The following is a 26,488-nucleotide window of genomic DNA, read 5'->3' as shown; positions in this document are numbered from 1 at the left end:
TCCACGGCCGAGTACTCACACCCTCCCGAACGGCCGAATCGTCACATCGGTCACGCCGGACCAGGGCACTTCAACAAGATCGTGTTACGAGCTCTACGAGTCAACGCCCAGCACGCAACGGTCAGCAAAATCGGACAGCCATACAATAAGGCCCTGCATCCGATCCAGAAAGTCCGGATTGGCGATCTGCTTCTCCGCCAGCCACTGCTCCCAGGGCCCGCCCCTTTCAAGCAGAGGGCGCGAGTGGGCAGAACCCTCCTTCGCATCAATCACCGACAGCGCCCCCATCGCCCATCCGCAATCAGAGCTCATATCAGGCTGACGGAGATAGACATCCAGATAAGCTTTGAGCGCGAGGGCATCTTCCTCGCTTCCGAATCGCGCTAGCGCGAAACAGTACCCCTTGCCCGCATATGGCTCCAAGCCAGATTGGAGCAAATGTCTTATTTCCTGTGCGAACTTGAACCGGCGGGAGAAGCCCACTAGCCATGCAGCAGTCAGGCGCCCTCGCCAGCCCTCGGAAATTAGTGCCTCGATTTCCTCATCGGAGATCACGAGTGAATCCGCGGCCAAGTCCTGCCCGAACGATAGAATTCTCACCTCCGGGAGGTCTCTGAAGTTCGCGGCGATCAGCTTTCTGTAACGTCCATTCATCTGCGCATAACGCGCGAAAGGATCAGACGCTTCGCTCATGCCATCCATTTTCCACACGCTTCTATTGAGGCGGACCGAACGGTCCATAGTTGCAGCTGATCTCGCATCCAGAGACTGTTCCCTTCACGAGGATCTCCAACTCTTCAAGACCCCTCTGTCCCGCGACAGACATCTGACTGGGACTGAACGCGCTGAGTGGCTTTCGCAGAATCAGGAGATCCTTGTCGTACTCTTCACCATCCTTCGCGAACTCCTGCGCCGTCTCCAGGTCTGGCGTCCAAGACGTGAATTCACTGTTCATATCACCATCCTGATGCGCCATGGGATCGCTATGGCCACCCCTAGGCTGAGAAATACCCTCAAGAGCTGGCTCTCGCTGGACGTGCGGATTCGTAATTCCTCGGTAGAGATACTGACCGTCCGCATCGTGGTATGCCTTCGCGCGAGCGACGACATCAGCGGCTGTAGGAGGGCATGCGTTGTGCACCAGCACAGGCGTGTTGCCCGCCATCACATAGTACGTGTGGAGTTCACGGACCGTCAGGTTGTAGCGATCGGCCTCCCCCGGGGTCACGTGGACCTGAGCGACGTGAACGTGGTGCCCGTTCTCGGTGGTGAGCGCGTGTCCTGCCTTGAGCTTCCCCGCGGGTACCCAGGCGTGGGCGGTCGCGTCCCAGAACGGGTGCTTCGAGGTTGTGTGGAGCGTTGCCGTGTGATGGCGGCTGGTGTGGACCTTGACGTCGATCAGGTCCTTGTCATGGTTGACCAGCGTCGCGACGACCTCGCGGGGGCCGGCGTGTTTGCCGGTCTTCTGGTCGGCGGCCTCGACCTTGTCGCCGGTCTTGATCTTGCCGATCGCCTTGGTCCTGCCGCCGGCCATGAGCACGGGCGTGTCAGGGGAGAAGCTGCAGCGGGCTGCCGATTCCGCGGGCTTCGTGCCTGCGTTGCCGGCCTGCGGCTTGCTCGGTCTGGTCGCTTCCGCCTCCGCCTCCGCAGCATGCTCCTGCACGTTGGCACGCTTCGCAGCGACAAGATCGGCCGCGTCGTCGGCAGCTTCGTTCGCGGCGCTGGCTTCGGCGCCAGCTGCCGCGCCCTCCGCTGCCCCCTCTTCCATGGCCCTTGCGGCACCCACCCCCAGGCCCACGACACGGACGCCGAGGAGCATGCTGCCGCCCGCCTCGGCATCCGCGGCACCGTTAAATGCCCCCGCGACACAATCCAGGACCCCGGTACCGATGCACCACGCGGCGACCGGCAATCCCACCACCCCGACGGCCGTGTAGATCAGCGCACCACCGTCGTAGCTTTCGCATCGGTCCGTGCCGAAGTCCGCCGGCTGGCAAGGGGTCTCACCGAGCGTCGGTGTCGGCGTCTGCGTGGAGGTCGGGGTCGGCCCCATGGAAGGCGTCGGCGTCGTGGATGGTGCGGGCGATTCGCCGGTGGAGCCGCTAGAGGTCTTGGTGCCGCCGCCACCGTGGGATTTCTTCTTTCCGCCGCCGCAGCCGATGCCGGTTTCCTGGCACTTGGGCGACTCCCCCCAGCTGGCCGGGTCGTAACCCGTGGGATCGCTGCTGCTGGCGGGGTTGTCGCCGGCGTAGGTGTAGCCGCCCATCTGATTGGGGTCACCGGCCTGGAAGATCGGGTCGGGGGTGAGGAATCGGCCGGTGGCGGGGTCGTAGTTGCGGGCGCCCAGCAGATTGAGGCCCGTAGTGGCGTCGGCTGGTTGGCCGAGGAAGCCGTGGTTCTCGTCCGGCGCCACCCAGGAGGTGGGATTGGTGCCGCGCTGGTTGCCCCAGGGGTCGTAGGAGCGGCGGGTGACGGTCAGGGCTGCGGCGTCGATGGCGGTGACCGCCGTGCCCTGGCCGTTGGCGACCTGGTAGGAGACCGTGCCGGTGCTGGAGCGGGTGACGGTGGTGCCGTCGGGGCCGGTGATGTTGCGCAGTCCGGTCCAGGTCTTGGCGGAGACGTTCAGGGTGATCTGTTCGGCGCCGCCGAAGAGATAGAGGATGCGGGTCTTGGCGGTGCCGTCGACGCTGCTGGTCTGCTCCAGCAGGTTGCCGTCGGCGTCGTAGAGGTAGCTGCTGGTGTTGTTGTGGGTGCCTGAGGGGTTGGTGACGGTGGTGGTGCGGCCTTCGGCGTCGTAGGTGAGGGTCTGGGTCTGGCCGGGAGGCAGCGCGCCGGTGGTGATCGTGCTCCAGGTCTGGCCGGAGCTGGGACAGGTGGCGATGGTGAGCTGGGTGCCCTTGGTGGCGCTGGCGCCCGGGTCGGTCAGGCACACCGCACTGTTGGCCTTGCTGGCCAGTTTGCCCGCGGTGGTGGTCACCCATTTCTGAGTGGCGTCGCTGTTGCAGGTGTCGATCACCACGAGGGTGCCGGACGTGGTGGCGTTGCCCGTGGTGTCCAGGCACATGCCGAGGACCTTGACGGTGCCGTCGGTGCCGATGGTCCACTTCTGGGCGTTGGAGCCGTTGCAGGTGTAGACCTGGACCTTGTTCCCGGGGGTGGTGGATGAGCTGGCGTCGTCGACGCAGAGTTTGCCGCCGCCGGTGAGGGTGAAGGTGCTGGCGATGGGGCCGGTGGTGGAGACCTTCCGGCTCATGGTGTTGCCGGCGTTTTTGTTCGGTGTGTAGCTGGTGTCGGTGTAGTTCGGGGTCCAGGTGGCGGTGCCGGTGGTCGGGTTGCTGCTCACGGTGGTGCCGGCCTGGTCGGGCAGCGTGGCGGCCACCGTGCCGTCGATGCCGGGGTAGGCGGTGGTCTGGGTGGTGTCGTTGAGGGCGTTGCCGGTGGTGTCGTGGTCGGTCATGCCGACGCGGTCGCCGAGCTGGTCGTAGGTGTAGGTCTGCCAGTACGGGGCCGGGCCGCCGACGGTCTTGGTGGTGATGGGTGATGCGGTGGTGGTCTGCGCCCGGCTGGTGGTGCAGCCGCCGACGGCGCCGGGGGTTGCGGCGGTGGGGGTGGTGATTCCCGCGGTGTCGGTCCAAGCGGCGGTCAGCCGCTGGAAGGAGTCGTAGGTGAAGCACTGAGTGTCGTGGGTGGTGTTGTCCTGCAGGTCGTCGATCGCGGTGAGTTCGCCGGCCTGGTTGTAGCGCAGGTTGGTCACGTCCAGCGCGGTGGACTGGGTCTGCAGCATGCTCGACGTCTGCGTGACCCGGCCGGTGGTGGCGTCGTACTGGGCGAAGGTCGCCATCTCCTTGCCGACCGAGCCGTAGTTGGTCTGCAGCACGCGCCCGAACGCGTCGTGGACGGTGGCGTCTACGTAGGCGGGCGTGTTGGCGGAGTTGATGAAGCCGCCGATGCCGTCGAGGTTGCCCTGCTGGGTGTAGCCGTAGTCGATGTCCTCGGCCGGCAGGTTCCCGTCCGCCTGGTAGTGCGTGGTGTACAGCAGCCCGACGTTCGGGGTGTAGCGGGCGGTGGCGGTGTAGGTGACGGTGCCGCTGGCCGGGGCGCTGCTCTGGCCGGCCGCGGCGAAGCCGTCGGTGGCCGGGACCGTCAGCGTGGTGCCGAGCGGCTGATAGGCGGTGTTGTAACCGGTGACCGCCTGGGTGTATGCCTTGCCGCTCGCGCCGCCGACATAGCGGGTGGCGGAGGTCTGGTAGCCCTTCTCCAGGGTGTCGTAGACCCGCGACGCGAGTTGCTTGGCGGGGTCGGGGGTGGCCGACCATGCTGCGGCGTATTCGGCCGTGGGGCGGTTGTCCCAGTCGTACGTGTAGGAGAGGACCTGCCCCCGCGGGTCGGTGGTTTGCAGCAGGTTCCCGGCCAGGTCGTACTTGTCAAAGGTGGTCGTGCCGGTGTTCGGGTCGGTCTGCGAGGTCTTCTGGCCGAGCGAGTTGTAGTTGTACGACCAGGAGTTGCCGGCGTTGTCCTTGATCGTGTCGATCTGGCCGGCGGGGGTGTAGCTGTAGCGTGTGGTGGCGTTGGCCGCCGGAACGGCGTTCACCGTGCCCTGCTTCCACAGCCCGGTCGAGCTGTCGGAGGCGACGACGACCAGCGTGGAGTCGTTGCGCACCCGGAAGGTGGAGCCCGTGGTGGCGGTCAGCCCCGTGGTCCACAACTGGGCGGCCGCCGTGGAGTAGATGACCAGGTTGCCGTCAGTGCCGAACTTGGCCCAGGCGCCCGGGTTTCCACTGGTGCCGGAGGACCAGATGGTCTTGCCGGTCGCCAGCGCGGAGAGCACCAGGTTGCCATCGACCTGCATCGTCAGCCGCACGCTGTCGGAGGTCAGCGAGGTACCCGAGGGGATCACCGAGCCGCCTGACAGCGTGACCGTGGCCCCGGTGTTCTTCACGACCGTGGATGTGGTCTGGCCGACCGCGTTGGTGAAGGAGGCTGTCGAACGGCCGCCCGCCGGGGCGGTGGTGTCGACCTCTTCGGCGCCCGGGTAGCTGGTCGAGCTGTGCCACTGCTCGACGGCCTGGTGCCACAGCGTCTCGGTGAGAGGGCGACCCTGGCCGTCATAGCCGGCGGTGGTCTCCGAGGGGATCTGGTTCTCGTTCGCCGCGTACAGCGTGGTGGAGGGGAAGTTGTTCGGTTCGGAGTAGGGCGCGTAGGACGCGGTCAGCCAGCCGTGCGAGTCGTAAAAGGTGTCCGAGATGACCCGGCCGGAGTTGGAGTCGCCCATCGCGGTGGACTGGGTCTGCCGCGGCTGCAGCATGCCGTCGTAGATGGTGACCGAGGTGGCGTACGTGTCGTCATCGCGCAGTGTCTTCGAGGTGACGGAAGAGGGCCCGCCCGGCTGGGTGATCGTGTCGCCGGGTGCGGGGACGGCGCCCGGATTGATCGAGTACTCGAAGGTTTGGTTCGCGCTCTGGCCGGACGCCTTGTCACGGCCGGGCAGCCACACTCCGGTACGCCGGCCGAGCGCGTCGTAGGTCATGTCGGTCTTGCGGCCGTTGGCGTCGACGTTCTCGGTGGGCAGTCCGCGCAGCGGGTTGAGGGAGGAAGTGACCGTCCAGTTCTTGGAGTTGGTGGTGGTGATGCCGGTGGGGTTGGTGTTGCCGCCTGTCGAGGTCCAGGGCGGGGTGAAGGCCGTGTGGGTGTTCTGCCCGGTGACGTCCAGCGTGTCGGTGATCCGCCCGGCGCCGTCGTACTTCATCGCCGAGTTGGTCTGCCAGTTTTCCGTGGTGCCGGTGTAGCCGGTGGCCGTGCGCACGGCGGTGACCCGACCGATCGCCGTGCTACCGGTCTGCTCGAGCTGCCCGAAGGTTCCCAGGTTCGTGAGGCTGCCGTCACCGTCGTAGTAGAGCTTCCTGTCGGCCAGGAGCGTGGTGGCGCTCGGCGCGGTGCCGCACGGGCCACTGACGGTGGTGACCTGGTCCGGGTAGGCGAGGGCCATCGAATTACCGGACGGCGGCGTCGCGTAGGTGGTGGTGGCGCACTTCTCCTGGTCCGGGTCGACGCCGTCACCGTGCTCGTTGACGGTGGACAGGCGGCCCTGGCTGTCGTACGCGGTGTCGGTCTTGGTGTGCCGCCAGGTCCCGTTGGAGAGGAGTTCGTACTTCAGGGAGCTGCTGGACTTGATCCGGTGCGCGGTGATGTCGGGCAGGGTGGACAGGGTCGGCTTGGTGTCGCCGGGGTTGTCCTCCTGGGTCCAGTCCGTCCAGGGAGTCTGGTTCGCGGATGCGGTGGTGGTGAGGGTGAACGGGCCGTTGATGCTGACGGCGTCGACGGTGCCGCCGGCCTTGGTGTAGGTGTCGTCCTCGAGCATGGTGCCGGCCAGCTGGTCGGAGTCGATGACGCTCAGCACGGTACTGCCGCCGACCTTGGCGTCCACCGTCACGGGATGGCGGGTGCCGTCGGCTTTGTAGTCGCCGTCCATGCCCTGCAGATAGGTGGTGGTCTGCTGGGTGACCGGTTCCGGAGCCTGGCCGGTCTGCACGGTGACGGTACGGAAGCCGCGGAACTGGTCCCAGGTGCGGTACTGGTCGTCCGTCTGCGCCGAGTCGTCGCGGTGCCAGGCCGGACCCGAGTAGCTGTAGCGGGAGACCTGGGTCTCGGAACCGGCCGGGTTGTTCTGGGCGTCCGGTTTGTACTGGCCGGCGATGGTCAGGTCGGAGACGGCGACGCTGTTGACCGTGACCTTGTTGAACCAGTCCGCTATCGGCTTCGAGGCGCCAGGAACGGTCCAGTAGGCGGGGTAGCAGGAGTGGGTGTTGCTGTCTGCTTGGGAGATCGAGAGGGTCAGGCCCGCACAGGGAGCCGAATTGTACTCGACCGCGATGGACTCACCGGTCTCCGTCTGCACGCTGGAGATGCGCGGCCGGTACAGCGGCGGGGCGGACGGGGAGTCGTCGTTGACCCGGTTGTCGATCTCCGTGCCGGTGAACGACACCTGGTTCTGCTTGATGTCGCTGTTGCCGTTGCCGTACGTGTCCTTGCCGGTGTGCTGGATCGACTGCAGCCACATCACGGCTTGCAGCATCCCCGCGTCCTTCGGGTCCACCGTGGTGCCAGTGACCGGGTCGACGGTGCCGCCCGCGTCCGAGTAGACCTGGCCCAGCTTGTAGGAGTCGACCGCGGTGAGCTGGTCGGTCGCTTTCACATGGACCTTGGTGGTGATGGTGTCCAGTCTGGTGGTGGTCCAGAAAGTGGGTCCCGACGTGACGCACACGTCGTCGGGAACGGTGGTGGCGCCGTCCGGGAGCTTGGTCTTGTCCGTCGAGTCGCAGTGCAGGTCCCACGGCACGTCTGGCCAGTGGGTCGCGGTGCTGTCCTTGAGATTCGAGGCCGAGCAGTCGGTGAAGGTGCCGGTGGTCTGGCACCGCTGGGCCAGGCCGAAGTCCACCTCGGCGGCGGGGGTGCGCCCGGCCTGCTCGTCGGCCAGCGTGTAGCCGTAGGAGATCAGCGTCAGCGCGCCGCCGCGGGTGTACGAGGTCAGAGTGCCGGTGTCGTCCGGATCGGTCGACTCGGCCGCCTGGCCGCCGCCGAGGTCGTAGTAATTGGATTCGGTGGTGTAGTCGTAACGCTGCACGAATCCGGCCGGCGACACCACGAAGTCGAGGTTCCAGCGCCAGCCCTCCGGCTTGTCGCACTGGGATGCCTTGCCCTTGGCGCTGTCGTAGCAGGGGTCCGTCGAGCGCGGGTGCAGGACGGGGACGCCCCAGGCGGAGTGCGTGGAGTCGTCACCCGGGTTGGCGGGCATGGTGGCGCCAGTGCCCGCGCCGCTCGGGGAGTGGTCGGCGCCGAAGTAGGCGGCGGTGCCGTCCCTAGTCAGGACCCGGTAGTAGACACCGTCGTGGAGGCCGTTGTCGGCGCCGGACAGCTCCTGCACGAGGGTGCCGTCGTCACCCTGCAGCCGCCACTGTTTGATCTCCCCGGGCACGCTCGAGTCCACCCCATCGGGCACGAGCACTCCGGAATGCGAGCCGAAGGACAGCATGGCGTTGTCCCCGCCCCAGCACTCGTCGCCGGAACCCTTGAGAATCTTGTTTCCGCCGGAGTCGAGGAGGGAGTCGCAATTCCGGTAAGCCCGCTCCACAGAACCGACCTGGTAGCTCCAGCCGTCTCCGGCCCACGAGGCCTGGGAGTTGCGGGCGGTGGTCTCGCCGTCGACGCTCTGCGAGTCGTAACTCAGGCCGACGGACGGCGCGTTGCTACCGATCGCGGACGGCACCGAGATCGGGTAGGCGTAGGTGAAGGAGCCGGTGGCGGAGGCCTGCCAGGTGCCGGCGGCCGACAGCTCCGTAGCCCCGTAGTCACCCTGGGAGCCGGAGGTGCCGGAGGTGACCGCGAGCGCCGTGGTGTCGGCGGCGGTGGCGGCCGTCAGGGGGGTGGTGCGGGCCGACATCGTTTGCGGGCCGTCGGCTCCATGGGGCGTCTTCGCGTCGCCCGCGCCTGCCGTCGGCGTGGGGCTGGACGCGCTCGCCGTCGGCTCAGGAGTGTTCGTGCTGCCCGTCGGCTCAGGAGTGTTCGTGCTGCCCGTCGGCTGGGGCGCCTCCGTGCCCTTGGCCGACTTCGAACCGTCCGCGCCCGTGTCCCGTGCCTGATCGCCTGCGGCTGCCGTGCCCAGGGTGATGGTCGCCGTCAACTGCTCGGCGCCGGCGCGGTTGGTGAACTTGAGCGGCGTGCCCTTCTGGCACTCCGCCCGTTCCGGCGTGGTCAGCGCGCAGCCTGGCAGCTGCACCAGTCGCAGTCGTGAGCCGTAACCGCCGCCGTATGCCCGGGCGATCGCGGAGTAGTCGACTACCACCTTCACCCGGCCGCCCGCGGACGTCGTGCCGGACGGGGTGATGCCGAGCAGCATGCCGTTGGCCCCGGTCCGGAGCGTCTGGGCGTGGGACGCGGTCTGCACCTGTACGGCGTCGACACCGTGCTGCGTGTCGGCGGGCGCCACCCAGACGGGCAGCGCACCCGCCTTGACCGGCTTCGCCTTGCCGGGCGCCCCCAGGTCGACACTGACGGTGCCGGCCTTCGGCCACTGAGTCGTCCGCGCCCGGTAAGTGCCCAGCGGCTTGTAGCCCTTGGGGTGCTTGGGCGTCTTCGGCTGGAGCAGATGAGCGCCTACGGCCGGGGTGGCGGGGAGCTTCTCCGGGTGCCAGACCGCGCCGTCGAACTTGAAGCCGCCGTGGTGGCCGAAGCCCTTGTCATCCCCGTGCCCGGGGAAGAAGCCCGGCGTACCCAGACCCGTGGCGATCGCCACCGGCAGGAGGAGCGCGAACAAGGCAACCGGAATCGTCCACAACCCCAGTCCGCCCAGGAATCTCCTGTGCCACACGCCCGCGAACCAGCGCCGTCTGCCACTCACGCGTAATCCCCCCAGGGCAACAGCCCTGAAGGGCCGTCACATAGTCAGATCACAGGTGAGTGATCGACCGGAGGCTAGGTACGGACGTGATCACTACTCAAGACCCTTTGCCATTCCCATGACAAGTTCATGCGGGAACTTGGCAGATGATGTGTAGTTTCTGTGCCGAAATGATCAATGCCTCGTGGCAACCGGGCTTCTCCACACACCCGTTGCACTGCCCGACACAGCCCACCCGGCACGCACCGAGCGCAGAGCGCCTCCCGAGCCCGCGACCCGAAGGAAGCCCGCCACGTGTTGAGACCACCCACACGCACAGGCCACAGACGCGTTGTCCCGGCACGCCGACTGGCCCTGTTCGTCACTGCCCTCGGTCTGTTGATGGCCGTCCCGGCTCTGCCCGCCGCCGCGGACGACGCGCCCGCCACGCCCACCCCGTCCGATCCGCTGCTGGCCGCGCAGGCGCAGGCCGTGTCCACCGGTCAGTCCGTCCTGGTGGACGCGCTGACCACGGAGGTCTCCACCACTGAGGCGCTGCCGGACGGCACCTTCACCAACACCACCAGCGCGCTGCCCACCCGGGTGTTCAAGGACGGCGAGTGGACCTCGCTGGACGCCACCCTGGTCTCCGACGGCCACGGCGGCTATGCGCCCACGGCCACCCCGAACGGGGTCACGCTCTCCGGCGGTGGCGACGGCCCGCTGGCCACCCTCACCCACGCCGACGGGCCCAGCATGGCCCTGACCCTGCCGTTCACCCTGCCCGCGCCGAGCGTCAGCGGCGACACCGCGCTGTATCCCTCGGTGCTGCCCGGCGTCGACCTGTCGGTCTCCGTCACCGACCAGGGCGGCTTCAGCGACGTCCTGATCGTCCACGACGAGGCCGCCGCGGCCAACCCCGAGTTGAAGAAGCTCACCCTGGCCGTCGCCACCGACGGTCTCACCCTGGCCACCACAGACTCCGACAGCATGAGCGCCACCGCCGCGGACGGCGACCTGGTCTACACGAGCCCCCAGCCGCTGATGTGGGACTCCGGCCCCGCGCCCGTCAATTCCGGCACACCGAGCGGCCCGACCGACGGCCCGACCTCCTCCGTGGACGGTCCCGGCCCCGGAGCCGACACCGCACCGGTCGCCATGACCGCCACGAGCAACGCCCTCACGCTGACTCCGGACGCCGGCATGCTCACCGGCCCGGACACGACGTACCCGGTGTACATCGACCCCTACGCCAACCCGGTCGCCTCCACCGCCGGCCACTACACCGAGGTCTACTCCAGCTCGGCCTGCGACAACTCGCCGCAGTACGACAAGGCTCAGACCAACGGCCAGGGCGCGGGCTACCAGCGGTGGGGCGGGGTCTGCGGCGTCGGCCTGGAGCGTTCGTACTGGTCGATCAACACCAGCGGTCTGCACCCGTCGTTCGTCGTCTACGACGCCTATGTGAAGATCTCCACCACCTATGCGGCCAGTTGGGACTGCAGCCACAACCAGCCACTCACGCTGCACACCACGAACGCGATCAGCTCCAGCACCGACTGGCTGTCCCGGCCCGGCGTCCACGACACCGCCTTCCCGCCGGTGACCGACACGGTGCCCAGCGGCGCCAACTCCGGCAGCTCCTGCAGCAACAGCACCGCCACCTTCCACGTCACCGACGAGGCCCAGAAGATCGCCGACCAGGACGGTGACGGCTATGACGCGGACGGCACGTTCGGTGCCGGCTCCAACGCCTGGACCATCGGCCTGTACGGCAATGAATCGCAGACCTCCAGCAACGACGACTACCTGCGCATGTCGACCACGCTGACCCTCACCACCAAGTTCGACGTCCCGCCCAACGTGCCCACCAGCCTGCACATGACCCCGGCCGCCACCGGCGCCTCGGCCGCCTGCACCACCAGCGGCGTGGGCTGGATCGGCGCCACCACCTACTCGGATGCCGGCAGCAACATCACCCTGCACTCCACCGTCACCTCCCCGATGTCCGGCGAGAACGTCAAGGCGCACTACTACATCTGGGACCGCACCATCGACCCTGACGGCGACGGCAACGGCGCCTCCGTCTCGACCCCGGACAGCGGATGGCTCGCCAGCGGCAGCGACGCGCCGATGAAGATCGGCGCCACCCTGAAGGATGGTCACCAGTACGGCTGGGACGTCTACGCCGAGGACGACTCCACCCTCAGCCTGACGTCCGCGAAGTCCGAACACTGCTGGTTCACCACCGACTTCACCGCCCCACCGGCCCCGGAGGTGACCGGCAACGCGTCCTTCCCGCCGGTCGGCTCCGGACCCGCCGACCCGGTGATCTACGCCGGCCCCGGCAAGACCGCCGACTTCACCTTGGTCGGCGCCGACAGCCCGGCCGCGGACGACACCTGCGCGCCCGACCCCTGCAAGTCCAGCGGCATGGCTTCCTTCCTGTGGCAGCTCGACTCACCGCCCACCACCTTCGACGGCCAGAGCGCCGCGATCACCGGCACCGACAGCCAGGGCAGGTCCACCGCCACCATCCCCGTCCCGATCAACGACTGGGGCGTGCACACCCTGTACGTGGCCGGAGTCGACAAGGCCGGGAACATCTCCACCAGCCCCTACGGCTACACCTTCACGGTGCCGTGGAACCCGGCCACCACCATCAAGCCCGGTGACATCTCCGGCGACGGTGTGCCCGACCTGCTCGCCAGCACCAAGACCGGCGACCTCGACCTGATCCCGGGCAACCGCGACCCCGCACAGGACACCGACCCGGCCCCGGTCTCCGGCACCTCGCCGCCCGTCAACGGCCCGGTCACCGTCGCCACCAAGGCCGAGTCACCCGACGGCACTGGCTGGGACAACTACCTCATCGCCCACCGCGGCAACCTGCACGGCACGAACGTCGACGACCTCTTCGCATACAACAAGGTGAGCAGGAAGTTCTACATCATCAAGAACGATCAGGACCCGGTCGACGACGCGTCCTTCCCCAGGACCCCCTACTCCACATTCGGTGCCTTCCTCGGCAAGCGGTACAACGACATCCACAAGGACCCTTGCGCGGCGTCCGACATCGTCGCGGACGACACACGCTGCCGCAGCACCGACTACAACAGCCAGAGCTGGAACATCAGCCAGCTCATCACCCCGGGCAACGTCTTCAACAACCCCGACGCATTCCCCGCCGTCATCACCGTCGAGAACAAGGAGCTGTGGATCTACCAATCCGACGGTGGCGAGCACCTGAAGAACCCCATCATGCTGGGCGACGGCGACTGGACCGGCCAGACCCTGGTCGCCGCGGGCACCTTCAAGGGCAGTCCCGTCCTGTGGTCCCGTGACAACGCCACCGGTGACCTGTACAGCTACCCGATCACCGTCGACACCACCACCCTGGTGCCCTCCTTGCTCCACCCCGCGGTTCACACCAGCCTGGGGCTCACCCTGCCCCCGGCCAGGTACCCCGCCATCGCCTCACCCGGTGACATCAACAGCCCCGTCAGGGCCGGCGCGACCAACCCCGGCGGTCCGGACGGAATCCCCGATCTATACACCGTCGACACCTCCGGTCAGCTCATCGAGTACAACTACCGGCAGAGCCTCGTCCTCACCTACCCGCCCACCTACGACTTCGCTCCCCCGGTCTCCCTGGGCTCGGTCACGGACACCGCCACCCACTGGTGGAAGCTCGCCGAAGGCACCGGCACCACCACCGCCGACAGCACCGGCACCCTGAACGCCAGCCTGTCAGGCGCCTACACCTGGACCACTGACACCACACGTGGCAAGGTCCTCAACCTGGCCGGCACCACCGGCTACGGCGCCACCACCGCACCCGCCGTGGACACCTCCAAGAGCTTCACCGTCTCCGCCTGGGTCAAGCTCAACTCGCTCTCCGCCAACAGCACGTTCCTCTCCCAGAACGGCACGACGAACAACGGCTTCCAGCTGTACTACTCCTCCGCAGCCCAGGCCTGGGCCTTCGGCCGCCACAGCACCGACACGACCGACGCCGAATGGCGGGCCACCTACGGCAGCAAGGCCACCACCGGCCAGTGGACCCACCTGGTCGGCGTCTACGACGCCACCGCCAAGGAACTCCGCCTGTACGTCAACGGCAAGCTCACCGCTACCAGGGACTGGACCTACACCCCCTGGAACGCCAACGGCCCCGTCCAGATCGGCCGCAAACTCGCCTCCGGCACCTACGGCGAGTACGCCAACGCGGGTATCAGCAACATCCGCATCTATCCCGCCGCCTTGCCCCCCGCCGACGCCGCGGCCGGCGGCGACACCCCCAAGGTCGTCCAACTCGACTGAGCACCACGACCGGCGCACCGCCCAGGCCCGTCCCGGCTTCGCCCGGGGCGGGCCCGCGTCGTGCCAGGGCCTCCGCTGAGGCGGTGCAACGAGAGCACACTCGGTGCCCTCCGCACCAGCGCGATCGCTCACGCTCTCGCACCTCAGCGTCGTCGATGTCATCGACGGCCAGCCCTGGATCATCCAGAACGCCCACCGGCAGCACTGCCGCGCGACGTCAACCTCGCCTCGCTCCTGCTCCAGGCACTGCACCTGCCCCAAGTCATCGGCCGTGACCGCCAAACATCCCGTCAGCGGCTGAGGGCTATCGGTGAGGCCCCTCGGCAAGTGGATGACAACCGCGATCTCCGCTTCGTCCTGCCGGGACCGGACGCACCCAGAGCCTGCGCCTGGACGAGATCCCTCTGCCCGCGACCACACAGCAGGCAAATGAGACAACGAACCGGCCTGGGGACACCGTCGGCGCGGCCACGTCGGCGTCCTCCCGGCCCCTGCCCGGCCCCTGCCCGGCCCCTGGATCTTGGTATCGAACCTCAGGACAGTCATCCCGGAGGCCAGCAACAACCTTGATCACCCAGCCCGCCGCAGGTCAGAGAGGTTGGAACTCCCCCGAGCGCCGCCGGGCTCCAAAGACGTGAGCAGCGGATTCAGTCCGTTGAGCGAAAAATGACGCTCCGACACCTCGCGAGGAACGTTTCCGCAGGTCAGAGACCTGCGTAGGTGGGGCGGGTGGGACTCGAACCCACGGCCGACGGATTATGAGTCCGTCGCCCGTACGTGTGTCGCCCAGCCGCATAGGGAAGCCGCCAACAATCTCACGAAAGCGCGGTCACAACCGCTCGGTTGGCCACGCTGAGCGTCGTAGTCGGCCGAGGCGAGTTCGCCCCGGGAACTGAACCGCGGTCACGTACGGCCTGGGCAAGGCGCAGACCGATCAGCCTAGGGCGAGCGGGAGTTTCGCGGCCAGTTCACCCAGTTCGGCCTTCTCCGCCTCGGCCGGGGCACGCCGTCCGGTGCCGATCAGCAGCGCGTCCTTGTCGGAGAACGACGGGGGAAACGCCGTACCGGCGATCTTCTCCAGCAGTTCGCGCGACCGGGCGAGCCCCTCGGCGGGCGGTTCCGCCGCGTCCGGGAGGTGCGCGATCAGGTCGAGGTGGTGCAGCGTCCATTCCAGGACGTACGCGGAGAGGTAGTCGCCCGCGGTGAGCACCTCGCCGCGGGTGCCGACCCGGACCGCGGGATCCGCGAGTCCGGCTGCGCGACCGGCGGCCGAACCGACGTCGTCGAGGTGGAACTTGAGCAGCCACGGCTCTTCGTACGCGGAGGCGAGGCGGACGATCAGCGCGTCGAGCGGGTCGTCGCCGGTCGGGGCTTCGACGATCTCCCAGTAGGTCACCGCGTCCCGGGTCGGTTCCGTTTCGGCGGGGGTGACGAGGGTGATCAGGATGTCCTGAGCGTCGATGATCAGGTGGCACACCAAGTCCCGTACGAGCCAGCCGGTGCAGCCGGACGGCCGCGCGAAGTCCTCGTCCGCGAGTTCGGCGACCGCTGTGCGCAACGCTGTCCACGAGCGTGAGAAGAGATCCACGGCCGCAAGCTAGCAGCCCCCTGCCCCCGCTGCGATCAAAACCATCGCGGTCGTCGCGCAGGTCGCCGACCGCGTCGTCACCCTAGGCCGGCCAGGCGCCCTCGGCTCCGGGATCTGGGGACTCCACTCCCCACGCCGAGCCCTTCCTCGTGGAGTGGGACGGCCTCATTTTCAAACGAGTTGGCCTGTTCGGAAGAGCGGAACGGTCACGTGGCCGGCAGAGGTGCCGGTTCAGCGGGGTCGTTCCGCCAGACGAAGACCTCGGTGCTCGGCTGGCGTTCGGAGAACAGGCCCGACGCGGAGACCTCACGCAGCAGCCGACGGAGGTCTGCCTCAAATGCGTCGCGGCGCGGGCCGAACAGGTGCGGAGCCGAGAACGACATCGAGAACACCCCCGCGACGACGTCGTCAACCGTACGTTCCAGGGGCTGTCCGCCCGGAACGACATGGCGCTGCGGACCGGAGAACCCCGCCCGGGCGAGTACCGCGGCCTCACCGCCGGGAGTTCCCTGCGGCAGCAGGCCCCGGCCGGCTCGTCGGACCGGGCCGAGGTAGTGCCTGACCAGCTCCTCGATCGCCGCGTAGGGCACCGCTGGATACGGCAGGCCGTCGACGGTTCGGGTCTCCGTCTTCAAGTCCGAGATGTGCACCAGCGCCCCGCCGGGCTGGAGCATGTCCCTGGTGGTTGCCGCCACCAGGTCGCGATCCATCCAGTGGAAGGACTGGCCGAAGGTCGCGACGGTGAACGTTCCAAGACCTGCGGGCAGTTCCTCGGCCCGGGCCCGGACCCACCACGCCTTACCGGCCACAGCGCGCTCGACGGCTCCACGCCGGGCTTCGGCGATCATCTCGCTGTCCGGGTCCACTCCGACGATCTCGCTGAACAAGTGCGCCAGGCTCAGGGCAAGGGTGCCGGGTCCGCATCCCACGTCGATGAGGCGTCCTCGCCCGTCGAGCTTCAGAACCTTGGCGAGCACGTCCGCCAGCCCGGGAGCGTAGGGGAGCCGCCCGCGCTGGTAGTAGGCGGCCGTCCCCGAGAACAACTTGTCGTCCCACGCCCAGTCGGTAGCCACGTCATCCGCCACCCCTCACAGAGATCATGTGCCGATCCGGCGGGCCGATGATTCCACGGCTTGACCGAGGTTGAGGCAGTCGATTCACGGAAGGGGTAACGCGGCGGCGCCGGTCGACGATCGGGAATCCCCCGGCTGGTCGCCGCGTCGGCATGCGGACTTCAGCGGGGGGCCAGGCCGTGGACCAGGTGATGGACCACCTCGTCGAGGTCCTCCACGGCGGCGCCCGGGAATGAGCGGTGTGCCGCGAGAGTCGCGATTCCCTGCAGTGCGGCGATCACGACGAGCGAGACCCGGGCCGGATCCCCCGGGATCACTTCGCCCCGGTCCTGCCCGTCCGCGATCATCCGAAGAAAGGCCGCCATGATGCGGTCGAGCGCCGCGGTCAGCTCCTCCGGGGCGTCCGGGTCGTGCTTGCGGGTCTGCATCACGTCCAGCAGTTCGGCGTTGTGGAGCGCGAAGTCCATGTAGGTCCTGGCGAGCGTGACGAGCCGGCGCTCGAGCGTTTCCTCGGCGTTGTCGGCCTCTTCCAAACAGCCCGCCAGGCGTTCGAAGCCGACCACCGCCAGCGCGTCGAGCAACGCCTGCTTGTCCTTGAAGTGGCGCCCCGGTGCGGCATGGCTCACCCCGATCTCGCGGGCGAGTTCCCGCAGAGAGAGCGCGGCGGCGCCCTTCTCTCGCAAGGTGCCTTCCGCGCTGGTCAGCAGGGCTGAGCGGAGGTCTCCGTGGTGGTAGGGGCGTTTGATCATGCCCGCCAGCATACCCCCGATGTTGCCGCCGTCATCATTGTTGACGACGTCACTATTGTTGACATTGACAGCATTGTTGTCGACGCCTACATTCAAAGTATGAGCACTGACTGGAACGCCACCCACCTCCCCGATCTCTCCGGCCGCACAGCCGTCATCACCGGAGCCAACAGCGGCCTCGGGATCGCCACCGCCCAAGCCCTCGCCCGGGCCGGCATGCACGTCGTCCTCGCCGTCCGCGATCCCGACCGGGGCCGCGTCGCGGCCGCGACCGTCACCGGCAGCACCGAAGTCCGCCGCCTCGACCTGGCCGACCTCGCCTCGGTGCGGCAGTTCGCCGCCTCCTGGCAGGGCCCCCTGGATGTGCTGATCAACAACGCGGGCGTGATGATGCTCCCGCCGCAGCAGACCAAGGACGGCTTCGAGATGCAGTTCGGCACCAACCACCTGGGCCATTTCGCGCTGACGAACCTGCTCCTGCCGCACATCACCGACCGCGTCGTGACCCTGGCCTCGCAGGCCCATCGCCAGATCGACGCCATCGACTTCGACGACCCCCACCACACCCGCAACTACAGCCCGACGCGCGCATACGCCCAGTCCAAGCTGGCCAATCTGCTGTTCACTCTGGAGCTTCAGCGCCGCCTCAGCCTTGCCGGATCACCCGTACGCGCCCTGGCCGCACACCCCGGCTGGACCTCGACCAACCTGCAAAGCCACGTCGGCAACCCGCTGATGCGCCTGCCGATGCTCCTCGGCAACAAGCTGATGGCCCAGGACCCCAAGGCCGGCGCGCTCCCGACCCTGTACGCCGCCACCCAGGATCTGCCCGGCGCCTCCTACGTCGGCCCGAAGGGCCTTGGCGAGCTGCGCGGCGCCCCGACGCTGGTCGGCCGAACCCCCCCAGCCGGCGACTCCGCAGCCGCCAAGCGCCTGTGGACGATGTCGGAGGAACTCACCGGCACGCCGTTCCCGCTGGAACTGACGCACGCCCCGTCGTCCTGAGGCAGCCAACTCACGCGATGCGGCCCACTTTCGTACTTCAAGACCCAAGCCGCCGTCCACTGGATGACTGGACGGTGACCTGCCCGCGCCGCACCGTGGGGACGGGGGCGGCGCGCGCTCGGCCGGGTGGGGTTCCCCTTGAGCGGAAGGGCACCCCACCCGGCCGACTCACGTACGGGACGGATCGCCGAGGCCGGATCGCCCGGTGCGGAGAGCCTCCGTTGGATCATCCAGGTCGGCAACCCGCAACTGCGCCTGCCGACGCTCATCGGCAACAATCTGACAGCTCAGGACGCCGGACCCCGTGCGTGATGCATACGCCGGACTCTGGCTGCCCACCACGACGTTGGGCCGACACCTCCCGAAGGCCCGGCCACATCCCTTCATTGGCCATTTCGCCGCTCGGCGGACAGGTCGCACCGGAGTCGGCGCACGCTCCGTCCATGATCTGCCAGGCAGAACCTAATCCTTGCGGCCTGTCGCGGCGACGGTCACACCGAGACCAATCATCGTGAGCCCACCAACCCCGCCCACCAAGGCGAGCCGCTGCGGTGAACGGGCAAACCAGCTCCGCGCGGTGGCGGCGACCAATCCCCACACGCTGTCGGAGGCCACCGCGATGATATTGAAGACCAGACCGAGCAACAGCATTTGGACCGTGACGTGCCCCTGCCCACGGTCGACGAACTGAGGCAACACGGCGGCGAAGAACACGATGGTCTTGGGATTGGCCACGCCGACCGCGAACCCCTCCCACAACGTGCGCAGGCTCCCACGCGTGGGACCGTCACCGGCGAAGGCGGCATGCAACGACCCGCGCTGCCGCACCGCCTTGACCCCGAGATACACCAGATACGCGGCGCCCACGAGCTTCAGGGCTGTGAAGACGAGGACCGATTGCTCCACAACGGCACCCACCCCGAGCGCCACGGCCACGACGAGTACGTAGGCTCCCAGCGTGTTCCCCGCGACCGTGGTCAGCGCGGCACGGCGCCCCTGCGCCAACGCCCGCCCAATCACGAACAGCACGCTGGGGCCGGGGATCACGATCAGCAAGAACGACAAGGCCGCGAAGGCCAGCAGTCGGTCGGTAGGCACCATGAAACCCATGTAACACGCAGGCCCTGCACGCCTGCAGCCCCTTTTCACGCGTGGGCCCCATGCCGATCAAGATTGAGGAGCCGCTGGGGAACCACCCGCCGTCCCGGCAGTGAAACAAGCAGCTCAAACGAGCCTTCTTCCTCTCCGCGTTCGCGCCCGTGGCCGAGCCGGCCTCCAGGCCCTACCACGACAAGAAGATCAGCCAGGGCACACACCACACCCAGGCCCTGCTCCGCCTCGCCAGACGACGAGCCGACGTGCTCTTCGCGATGCTTCGCGACGGACGCACCGCGCACGACAACAGCCGTCACATAACCGGCGGTGCAGTCTTGAGATGCGCTTCACCTCCGCCCCGAAAGGCGGAGCACTGCGCAAGATCAAAGGTAGAGCGCAGAGGCCCGGCACAGGGCCTCTTCCTGGGCCTGCGCGCCGTTCAGGTAGCCGCCGCCGGGATTGCGCGCCGAGGAGAAGTTCAGGACGGCGACGGGGTCGCTCTCGTCGGCGAGCCTTCGAGCGGCCTCCAAGCTGCTCTCACCCGTGATTTCGAACACAGTGTCGACTGGAGTGACTGGCGGCGTCTCCACCGGCTCCGGCCCGTGCATCCGCGTCCCGGCCCGGGCGGCCTCGACCGCCGCGGCGATCGGCACCTCACGCCCGTCGGACGCGCGGTACGCCCCCGCACGGACGATCTCCTCCGTCTGCTGCGCGATCGCGCAGGCGCGCGCTCATGGCGCGACCCCCGTACACGCCATGAGCGCGCCCCGTGCGATCTCCCCCGCCGTGCCCATGAACGCATCGTGAGCGATGCTGGTCGTGCGGCGCAACAGAGTTTCGCGGCCGCGCAAACAGTGTTTCCCGGTCCCGACAGCGACGATCTGCACCCTTGTGCGAACCGCCCCGAGGGTCTTGGGTGGGACGAGCAATTGCCGGTTCGGCCTACAAGACGCCGGGCCGGCGACATGGTGGAATCTCAGGAGGATCCCGACATGTCCGATTCGGTGAGTGACTGTACGGAGCGACGCTCCGCCGTCACCGAGGCCGAGGTGGAGGCGCTGGTCCGTGGCATCTGCTTCAAGACCGGTCCGCCCCGCTCCCTCGGTGTCGAAGTGGAATGGCTCGTCCACGAGCTGCGGCTGCCGCAGCTCCCGGTACTACCCGCACGACTCGAAGCGGCATACGCCGCACTGCGGACCCTGCCTCTGCGTTCGGCGCTCACCGTCGAACCCGGCGGCCAGCTGGAGCTGAGTTCCGCTCCCGCCGCCTCCCTGATGGAGTGCATCGGGTCCGTCTCGGCCGACCTCGACGCCGTACGCGCGACGCTGCGTGAGGCGGGCCTCGGCCTCAGTGGTTACGGCCACGATCCCTGGAACCCCCCGAGCCGATTCCTCCATGAGCCGCGCTACGACGCCATGGAGCGGTATCTCGACCGTGCGGGACCCGAGGGCCGCGCCATGATGTGCAGCTCGGCCTCCGTCCAGGTGTGCCTGGACGCCGGGTACGAGGAGCCGGGCCCGCTCGGGCACGGGCGCCGCTGGTGGCTCGCGCACCAGCTGGGCGCGGTCCTGGTGGCCGCGTTCGCGCACTCTCCCCTCGCCCGGGGGCGGCACACCGGCTGGCGTTCCACGCGGCAGTCGCTGTGGGCGGCGATGGACCCCGGGCGGTCCAGCGCGCCTCCCCTGGGCGCCGAGCCGCGCGCCGCGTGGGCCCGGCGCGTGCTGGACGCGCCGGTGATGTGCGTACGGGCGCCGGACGGCCCCTGGGGCGTACCGGAGGGTATGACTTTCCGGGAGTGGACCCGATCCGACGCACCACCGGACCGGGCGGACCTCGACTATCACCTGACGACCCTGTTCCCGCCGGTGCGTCCGCGCGGCCATCTCGAACTCCGCATGATCGACGCGCAGCCGGGCGACGACGGGTGGATCGTGCCGCTCGCCGTCACCGCGGCTCTCTTCGACGACGCGGAGGCCGCCGAGACCGCCTACCGGACCGTCAAGCCCCTCGCCGAGCGGGCGGACTCGCAGCCGGCCCCGTGCAACCCGCTGTGGCGGGACGCCGCGCGGAACGGCCTGGCCGACCCGGAGCTGCGCGAGGCCGCCGTCACCCTTTTCGCGGCGGCGGCCGAGGCTCTGCCCCGGCTCGGTGCCACCACCGAAGTCCTCGACGCCGTGGCGGAGTTCACGGACCGCTATGTGGCCCGGGGCCGCTGCCCCGCCGACGATCTGCTCGGCCACCCGCACGTTCAATCCCTCGGCCAACCCCACGGTCCGACGCACGGTCAGTTCCACGGGAAGGACATCCGCACATGACCGCCCCCGAAACACTCCCCGCATCACTCACGGACCCGGAGTCGCTCAGGGAACGCGCGCTGGACGCGCTCACCGCGGCCCGCGACCGCACCGCGCTCCTCACGTCCTGTGTGGAAGAGCCCGAACTGACCGCACAGCACTCGCCGCTGATGTCCCCGCTGGTCTGGGACCTCGCGCACATCGGCAACCAGGAGGAGCTGTGGCTGCTGCGCGCGGTCGCGGGACGTGAGGCGATGCGGCCCGAGATCGACGGGCTGTACGACGCGTTCGAGCATCCGCGCGCCGAGCGGCCCTCGCTGCCGCTGCTGCCGCCCGCCGAGGCCCGCCAGTACGCGGCCGAGGTGCGCGGCCGGGCACTGGACGTCCTGGAGAGCACCGCGTTCCGGGGCACGCGGCTGACCGAGGCGGGCTTCGCCTTCGGGATGATCGCGCAGCACGAGCAGCAGCACGACGAGACGATGCTGATCACTCATCAGCTCCGCAAGGGACCGGCCGCGCTGACGGCACCGGATCCCGCGCCGGCGCCCCTGTTCACCGGACCCGCCGAAGTCCTGGTGCCCGGCGGCCCGTTCGTGATGGGCACATCGACCGAGCCGTGGGCACTGGACAACGAGCGGCCCGCGCACCGGCGTACGGTCCCGTCGTTCTTCATCGACACCACGCCGGTCACGAACGCCGCGTACCAGGCCTTCATCGAGGACGGCGGCTACGGCGACCGGCGCTGGTGGACTCCGGAGGGCTGGGACCACATCCGCGCCCACGACATCGAGGCGCCGCTGTTCTGGCGCCGCGAGGGCGGGCAGTGGCTGCGGCGCCGCTTCGGTGTCACCGAGGTCGTCCCGCCCGACGAGCCGGTGCTGCACGTGTGCTGGTACGAGGCGGACGCGTACGCGCGCTGGGCGGGGCGGCGGCTGCCCACCGAGGCCGAGTGGGAGAAGGCGGCCCGCCACGACCCGGCGTCGGACCGTTCCACCCGGTATCCCTGGGGCGACGCCGACCCCACTCCCGAGCACGCCAACCTCGGCCAGCGCCATCTGCGCCCGGCCCCGGCCGGCAGCTACCCGGCGGGCGCATCGCCCCTGGGCGTACGGCAGTTGATCGGCGACGTGTGGGAGTGGACGTCGAGTGATCTGGCGCCGTATCCGGGCTTCGTGGCCTTCCCCTACCGGGAGTACTCGGAGGTCTTCTTCGGGCCGGAGTACAAGGTGCTGCGCGGCGGCTCGTTCGCGGTGGACCCGGTGGCCTGCCGCGGCACGTTCCGCAACTGGGACTATCCGATCCGGCGGCAGATCTTCTCCGGCTTCCGTACGGCCCGGGACGCCGGGCCCGGGAGTTCCTGATGTGCCGTCATCTGGCGTTCCTGGGACCCGAGGAGCCGCTCGGCGCACTCCTCGTGGAACCACCGCACAGCCTGTACCGGCAGTCGTGGGCACCTCGGCGGCAGCGCTACGGGACGGTCAACGCCGATGGTTTCGGGGTGGGTTGGTACGCCGAGGGCGACACCGTGCCCGCCCGGTACCGCCGTACCGGGCCCATCTGGGGCGACCAGTCCTTCGCCGACCTGGCGCGTGTCGTCAAGGCCTCCGCTCTGCTCGCCGCGGTGCGGGACGCGACTGTGGCGGGCGCGGACGGGGAGGCCGCGGCGGCGCCGTTCGCCGCGGGCCCCTGGCTGTTCAGCCACAACGGCGCCGTGCTCGGGTGGCCGGGCTCCCTGGTCCCGCTCGCCGCGACCCTGCCCGCGGTGGAGCTGCTGTCACTGGAGGCCCGCTGCGACTCGGCGCTCGTGTGGGCGCTGGTCCTGCACCGGCTGCGCGCCGGCGACGACGAGAGCCAGGCGCTGGCGGACACGGTCCTGGAGGTCGCCGAGGCGGCCCCCGGGTCCCGGCTCAACCTGCTGCTCACCAACGGCGACACGATCACCGCGACCGCCTGGGGCGACACCCTCTGGTATCTCGCCGAACCCGGCCGCCGCACCGTCGTGGCCTCCGAGCCCTACGACGACGATCCGCACTGGCAGGAGGTCCCCGACCACACACTCCTCACGGCGAGCCGCACCGAGGTACTGCTCACCCCGCTCAAGGACATGACCGACGACATGGCATCCGCACCATCGAAGGAGCCCCGTACGTGAGTCCGTTCCTTCTCACCCGCACTCTGCCCGAGGACGCCACGGACGCCGCGCTGCGCGCGGACGTCCTGCACGGCCTCACCCGCACACCGAAGACGCTTCCGCCGAAGTGGTTCTACGACGCCTACGGCAGCGAGCTCTTCGAGAAAATCACCGAACTGCCCGAGTACTACCCCACACGCGCCGAGCGCGAGATCCTGATCGCCCGCGCCGACGAGATCGCCCGGGCGACCGGCGCGCGCACCCTCGTCGAGCTGGGTTCCGGCTCGTCGGAGAAGACTCGGTATCTGCTCAAAGCACTGCCCGAGCTGCACACGTACGTACCCGTCGACGTCAGCGAGAGCGCCCTCACACAGGCCGGGCAGGCGCTGATCGCCGAGCATCCGGAACTCAACGTGCACGCGCTGATCGCCGACTTCACCGGTGGTCTCACGCTTCCCGGCACGCCCGGGCCACGGCTCGTGGCGTTCCTCGGCGGCACGATCGGCAATCTGCTGCCCGCCGAGCGCGCCACGTTCCTGGCGTCCGTACGGGCCCTGCTGTCGCCCGGCGACACGCTGCTGCTGGGCACGGACCTCGTCAAGGACGAATCGGTCCTCGTCGCCGCGTACGACGACGCGGCCGGGGTGACCGCCGCGTTCAACAAGAACGTGCTGACCGTCGTCAACCGCGAGCTCGGCGCCGACTTCGACCCCGACGCGTTCGACCACGTCTCCCTCTGGGACGCCAAGCAGGAGTGGATCGAGATGCGCCTGCGGTCGCGTACCGCGCAGACCGTGAAGATCCCCGCCCTCGACCTCGCCGTCGACTTCGCGGACGGCGAGGAACTGCGCACCGAGATCTCGGCGAAGTTCCGCGAGAACGGCGTGCGCGGCGAACTGGCTGGGGCGGGCTTCGAGTTGACCCACTGGTGGACGGACGAGGAGGGCCGCTTCGCGCTGTCGCTGAGCACGGCCGGGTAGTCCCGGTGACCCCGGTATTCCTGGTGACCCCGGTGAATGTGACTACCGACGACAGTTGTCACCTACCGAGGCTTGTTGTCACCATGATCATCTCTCGGCAACAGTGTCTGAGAGCCGGCCTGGAAGTTCGTCGCCGTCGGCCTCGGAAACGACGTCCCCTTCTGGACCGAGTTCCTGCGCGCCCTCGCCGAGATCAACCCGGACATGGCCGTGAACATCGAACACGAGGACGCCGCCTACTCCCAGACCGAAGGCCTCGCCCTGGCCGCCAAGAACCTGCACAGCGCCGCGGCAGCCGGCTGACCCTCCCGCACACCCGGCCCCGTTCCGCCGACCGGTGGGGCGGGGCCCACGTCTCTGCGGCGAACTGGAAGTGCCCGTACGACCTGTGGGGGCCGATTGCCGCGGATGGCCACCACGGTGTATCCGGCGCTCGAAGAAGACGTCGCCGCCCAGTGGCGCCGTCACCACCGTGCCCGGCGAGGGGAGTTGTGGAGGCGAGCGAAATCCATCACTCGCCCTCGTCCGTCAGTGCCCGCGTGATGCGGTCGGAGGCTCGCCGGGCCTCCGTCGCCGGGTCGGATCCGTTGAGGACCTTCGTCATGTAGGCCTTGATCGGGTTGTCCGCCTCGACGGCGGCCCACTCGGGCGAGGCAGGGGTCGCCCGGCCCTGCGCCGCGCCCGCCGCCATGGCCGCGACTCCCTCCTCGCCCGCCACCGCTCCGGCGAGAGTGGTCTTGTTGGGCACGTAGCTCATCGTCCGGGCCAGCTCGGTCTGCCACTTGGCGCCCGCGAGCGCCGCGACGACGGCCGTGGCACCGGGCCGGTCGTCGGTGTTCTTGGGCACCACGAGGTCGGAACCGCCGGTGAAGACCGCGCCGGGCTCGGCGGCCGTCCTGCCGGGCACGGGGAAGAAGCCCAGTTTCCCCTTGAGGGCGGGGTTCGCCCGCTCGATGGCCTGGGCCAGCCCGGGCACAGCCACGAGCTGGGCGACTCTCCCCTTCGCGAACACCCCGGCCTGCGGCGGGTGTTCCTCGTCGGCGTCCACGGGCCCCTCGCCGAGTGCCTGCAGACGCCGGTAGAAGTCCATGCCCCGCAGCGCGGCCGGAGTCTGCAGCGTGCCCTCCCAGGTCCCGGCGGAGGCCTTCTTGGCGAGGTCGCCGCCCTCGTCCCAGATGAACCCCGCGAGGGTGTACCAGTCCTGCCCCGCGAGATAAATACCTTGTTTTCCAGAGGAGTTGAGCCGCTCGGTGTCCCCGAGCCACTGGTCGCGGGTCTTCGGCGGCTGCTTGATGCCGGCCCGCGTGAACAGGTCCTTGCGGTAGATGACGACCCGGTTCGCCGCGTACCAGGGGATGCCGAACTGGCGGGTGTTGAAGCGGCCGGGTTCGGCGAGGCCCGGCAGCCAGTCGTTCATGTCCCAGTCGCGCATCGACTCGAGGGTAAGGTCGCTCAGTCCGCCGCCGTCCACGTACTGAGCGACCTGGGTGTTGCCGACCTCGATGACGTCGGGCGCGCCCTTGTCCTCCCGTTTGAGCGCCGCTTGGACCTTCTCACCGATCCCGGTCCATTCCTGGATGCGGATGTCGAGCCGCAGATCGCCGTGCGTCCGCTCGAAGTCCTCGGTGAACCGCTTCAGGAACTCCTTGGACGCGCTGTCCTTCATCAGCCACACCGTCACGGTCCGCCGCTCCGTACCGCCTTCCGGCAGAACACCGCAGGCGGTGAGCAGGGAGGAGGCGACGCACACGAGGGCAAGGAGGCGATATCTCACGAAAGGTCCCGTTCTGTCTTGCGGACAGGGTCAAGGGCCCGACGTGGGGGACGAGCTCGGCGCTCGTACGGGTGTTCTGGATTTTGGTATGGACCAATCGAAC

14 protein-coding genes and 2 pseudogenes are annotated in these 26,488 nt (G+C 68.8%); 8 read left to right on the top strand and 8 right to left on the bottom strand.

Annotation, left to right across the window (positions count from 1 at the left end; genetic code table 11):
* Positions 1–93: 93 nt before the first annotated feature.
* Both ACZ4RZ_RS18510 and ACZ4RZ_RS18505 read right to left on the bottom strand, forming a co-directional pair.
* Positions 94–693, bottom strand: a complete 600-nt coding sequence (locus ACZ4RZ_RS18510) for a DUF6000 family protein (protein WP_467745758.1) — start codon at positions 691–693, stop codon at positions 94–96.
* 22 nt (positions 694–715) lie between these two features.
* On the bottom strand, positions 716–9,394 hold the full coding sequence (locus tag ACZ4RZ_RS18505) for a polymorphic toxin-type HINT domain-containing protein (RefSeq protein ID WP_467745756.1): 8,679 nt from the start codon (positions 9,392–9,394) through the stop codon (positions 716–718).
* Positions 9,395–9,775: 381 nt separating this feature from the next.
* Here ACZ4RZ_RS18505 and ACZ4RZ_RS18500 point away from each other — a divergent pair, with 381 nt between their 5' ends.
* Entirely contained in the window at positions 9,776–13,696 is a 3,921-nt protein-coding gene (locus ACZ4RZ_RS18500; protein WP_467745755.1) for a LamG-like jellyroll fold domain-containing protein, read from the top strand.
* Between the two features lie 934 nt (positions 13,697–14,630).
* Here the strand turns inward: ACZ4RZ_RS18500 and ACZ4RZ_RS18495 are convergent.
* From ACZ4RZ_RS18495 to ACZ4RZ_RS18485, 3 genes are all read right to left on the bottom strand, one after another.
* A complete protein-coding gene (locus ACZ4RZ_RS18495) occupies positions 14,631–15,284 on the bottom strand; it encodes a maleylpyruvate isomerase N-terminal domain-containing protein (RefSeq protein ID WP_467745753.1) in 654 nt (217 codons plus the stop codon).
* Positions 15,285–15,490: 206 nt separating this feature from the next.
* The gene (locus tag ACZ4RZ_RS18490) at positions 15,491–16,357 is read right to left on the bottom strand and encodes a class I SAM-dependent methyltransferase (RefSeq protein WP_467745751.1); all 867 of its coding nucleotides are present in this window, start codon (positions 16,355–16,357) and stop codon (positions 15,491–15,493) included.
* Positions 16,358–16,518: 161 nt separating this feature from the next.
* Entirely contained in the window at positions 16,519–17,106 is a 588-nt protein-coding gene (locus tag ACZ4RZ_RS18485; RefSeq protein WP_467745749.1) for a TetR/AcrR family transcriptional regulator, read from the bottom strand.
* 99 nt (positions 17,107–17,205) lie between these two features.
* On the opposite strand from ACZ4RZ_RS18485, the gene ACZ4RZ_RS18480 reads away from it, so the two are divergent.
* Positions 17,206–18,111 (top strand): oxidoreductase, encoded by a 906-nt coding sequence (locus ACZ4RZ_RS18480; protein WP_467745747.1) that lies wholly within the window; start codon positions 17,206–17,208, stop codon positions 18,109–18,111.
* A gap of 138 nt (positions 18,112–18,249) precedes the next feature.
* The gene (locus ACZ4RZ_RS18475) at positions 18,250–18,423 is read left to right on the top strand and encodes a hypothetical protein (RefSeq protein WP_467745745.1); all 174 of its coding nucleotides are present in this window, start codon (positions 18,250–18,252) and stop codon (positions 18,421–18,423) included.
* Positions 18,424–18,573: 150 nt separating this feature from the next.
* Here ACZ4RZ_RS18475 and ACZ4RZ_RS18470 read toward each other — a convergent pair whose 3' ends face one another.
* Positions 18,574–19,212, bottom strand: coding sequence for a LysE family translocator (locus tag ACZ4RZ_RS18470; protein WP_467745743.1), 639 nt, complete (start codon positions 19,210–19,212; stop codon positions 18,574–18,576).
* A gap of 113 nt (positions 19,213–19,325) precedes the next feature.
* Here ACZ4RZ_RS18470 and ACZ4RZ_RS18465 point away from each other — a divergent pair.
* A pseudogene (locus ACZ4RZ_RS18465) lies at positions 19,326–19,496 on the top strand (IS110 family transposase); the annotation flags it as partial.
* A 99-nt stretch (positions 19,497–19,595) separates the two neighbouring features.
* On the opposite strand, the pseudogene ACZ4RZ_RS18460 reads toward ACZ4RZ_RS18465, so the two are convergent.
* Positions 19,596–19,941 (bottom strand): annotated as a pseudogene (locus ACZ4RZ_RS18460) (TIGR02452 family protein); the annotation flags it as partial.
* A 257-nt stretch (positions 19,942–20,198) separates the two neighbouring features.
* Between ACZ4RZ_RS18460 and egtA the strand changes: the two are divergent.
* The 4 genes from egtA to egtD are packed head-to-tail and all read left to right on the top strand — an operon-like array spanning position 20,199 to position 24,611.
* Positions 20,199–21,521 carry an ergothioneine biosynthesis glutamate--cysteine ligase EgtA gene (gene egtA, locus ACZ4RZ_RS18455; protein WP_467745741.1) on the top strand — a complete coding sequence of 441 codons (1,323 nt, stop codon included), beginning with the start codon at positions 20,199–20,201 and terminating at the stop codon, positions 21,519–21,521.
* Positions 21,518–22,861, top strand: coding sequence for an ergothioneine biosynthesis protein EgtB (gene egtB, locus ACZ4RZ_RS18450; RefSeq protein ID WP_467745739.1), 1,344 nt, complete (start codon positions 21,518–21,520; stop codon positions 22,859–22,861). The genes egtA and egtB overlap by 4 nt, the downstream gene beginning before the upstream one ends.
* The gene (gene egtC, locus ACZ4RZ_RS18445; protein ID WP_467745737.1) at positions 22,861–23,652 is read left to right on the top strand and encodes an ergothioneine biosynthesis protein EgtC; all 792 of its coding nucleotides are present in this window, start codon (positions 22,861–22,863) and stop codon (positions 23,650–23,652) included. The genes egtB and egtC overlap by 1 nt, the downstream gene beginning before the upstream one ends.
* Positions 23,649–24,611 carry an L-histidine N(alpha)-methyltransferase gene (egtD, locus tag ACZ4RZ_RS18440; protein WP_467745736.1) on the top strand — a complete coding sequence of 321 codons (963 nt, stop codon included), beginning with the start codon at positions 23,649–23,651 and terminating at the stop codon, positions 24,609–24,611. The genes egtC and egtD overlap by 4 nt, the downstream gene beginning before the upstream one ends.
* A 511-nt stretch (positions 24,612–25,122) precedes the next feature.
* Here egtD and ACZ4RZ_RS18435 read toward each other — a convergent pair.
* A complete protein-coding gene (locus tag ACZ4RZ_RS18435; RefSeq protein WP_467745734.1) occupies positions 25,123–26,385 on the bottom strand; it encodes an extracellular solute-binding protein in 1,263 nt (420 codons plus the stop codon).
* Between the last annotated feature and the right edge of the window lie 103 nt (positions 26,386–26,488).

Source organism: Streptomyces sp. NPDC027189, from assembly GCF_055566975.1.
Note: the sequence above shows the minus strand (reverse complement) of the source record. Positions and strands in the feature narration are given on the sequence as shown.

Bases quoted from the DNA above. Each gene is read 5' to 3' on its own strand.
- ACZ4RZ_RS18480 (WP_467745747.1), top strand. From the start codon at position 17,206: ATGAGCACTGACTGGAACGCCACCCACCTCCCCGATCTCTCCGGCCGC.
- egtC (WP_467745737.1), top strand. From the start codon at position 22,861: ATGTGCCGTCATCTGGCGTTCCTGGGACCCGAGGAGCCGCTCGGCGCA.
- egtA (WP_467745741.1), top strand. From the start codon at position 20,199: ATGTCCGATTCGGTGAGTGACTGTACGGAGCGACGCTCCGCCGTCACC.
- ACZ4RZ_RS18510 (WP_467745758.1), bottom strand. From the start codon at position 693: ATGAGCGAAGCGTCTGATCCTTTCGCGCGTTATGCGCAGATGAATGGA.
- ACZ4RZ_RS18470 (WP_467745743.1), bottom strand. From the start codon at position 19,212: ATGGTGCCTACCGACCGACTGCTGGCCTTCGCGGCCTTGTCGTTCTTG.
- ACZ4RZ_RS18500 (WP_467745755.1), top strand. From the start codon at position 9,776: ATGGCCGTCCCGGCTCTGCCCGCCGCCGCGGACGACGCGCCCGCCACG.
- egtB (WP_467745739.1), top strand. From the start codon at position 21,518: ATGACCGCCCCCGAAACACTCCCCGCATCACTCACGGACCCGGAGTCG.
- ACZ4RZ_RS18485 (WP_467745749.1), bottom strand. From the start codon at position 17,106: ATGATCAAACGCCCCTACCACCACGGAGACCTCCGCTCAGCCCTGCTG.